Below are 1,231 nucleotides of genomic sequence, written 5' to 3'. Positions count from 1 at the left end.
TGAATCGCCCCGGATTCTCTAGACACCTTGCAAGCTCATTGCGTAACGTTTTTCAAACTCTACCGGTGACAGCTGATTGTTGAAACCATGGCGGCGTTTTGGGTTGTAGAACATCTCGATGTAATCGAACACATCACTACGAGCATCTTGCCGTGAGGTGTAGATTTTCCGCTTGATTCGTTCCCGTTTCAGAAGCTGGAAAAAGCTCTCAGCCACGGCGTTGTCATGACAATTGCCTCGGCGGCTCATGCTGGCAACCAAATTGTTTGCCTTCAAAAAACTGCGCCAATCGGAGCTGCTGTACTGGCTGCCCTGGTCGGAGTGAACCATCACCTCTTGTTTCGGTTTTCGCCTCCAAACCGCCATCAATAACGCATCAATGGCCAAATCACTGGTCATCTGCGACTTCATTGACCAGCCAACGACCTGACGAGAAAACAGATCCAGCACCACCGCCAAATACAGCCAGCCTTCATACGTACGAATGTAGGTGATGTCGGTGACCCAAACCTTGTTGGGTTCCACGACATCGAACTCGCGCTTCAGTAAATTGGGTGAGGCTACCGCTGGCTTACCGCCGTACTTTCCAGGGCGACGTCGATACCCTGTCTGAGAGCGCAGACCTTCAAGACGCATCAACCTCGCCACACGATGCCGACCACAATCTTCACCGACCTCGCGCAGGTCGCCATGGATTTTGCGATAGCCATAAACTCCGCCGCTCTCCAGCCACGAGTGCTTGATCAAACCCAGCAATCGCTGGTCGTCTTTAGCGCGTGCAGATTGCGGCTCAGACAACCAAGCGTAATAACCACTGGGATGGACTTTCAGCGTCAGGCAAAGCCGTCGAATGGAGTAGTTGCCCGCGCGCTGCTTGATAAAGGCGTACTTCAGCCGCACTCCTTGGCAAAGTACGCGGCGGCCTTTTTTAAGATGTCTCGCTCTTCAGTGACCCGCTTGAGTTCCGCTCGCAGACGACGCAGTTCAGCGTGCTGATCATCGTCTTGCTGCCGTTCTGCCTGAGGTTTGCTGTAGCGCTTTATCCAGGCATAGAGGCTATGCGTCGACACGCCAAGACGCGCCGCCACATCAGCGACAGGCAGCTTCTTTTCGGTCACTTGATTGACCGCTTGGATTTTGAATTCTTCGGGATAACGTGGGTTGCTCATGGCACCTCCTGATTGGCCTCAGTTTAAGGCATGGAGGTGTCTACGAAACCCGGGGCGATTCA

Annotated in this window: 1 protein-coding gene; it reads right to left on the bottom strand. The window is 53.5% G+C overall.

Annotated elements, in window-relative coordinates; all coding sequences use genetic code 11:
- Positions 1-18 precede the first annotated feature (18 nt).
- Positions 19-1,169 (bottom strand): IS3-like element ISPsy29 family transposase gene (locus JTJ32_RS26250; protein WP_210043813.1). Its coding sequence is split into 2 segments (ribosomal slippage): positions 19-935 and positions 935-1,169, totalling 1,152 coding nucleotides; the frame shifts between segments, so codons are not numbered across the junction.
- Positions 1,170-1,231: the final 62 nt, after the last annotated feature.

Origin of the sequence: Pseudomonas alliivorans (genome assembly GCF_017826695.1) — a bacterium.
GTDB classification, from domain to species: Bacteria; Pseudomonadota; Gammaproteobacteria; order Pseudomonadales; family Pseudomonadaceae; genus Aquipseudomonas; species Aquipseudomonas alliivorans.
Note: the sequence above shows the minus strand (reverse complement) of the source record. Positions and strands in the feature narration are given on the sequence as shown.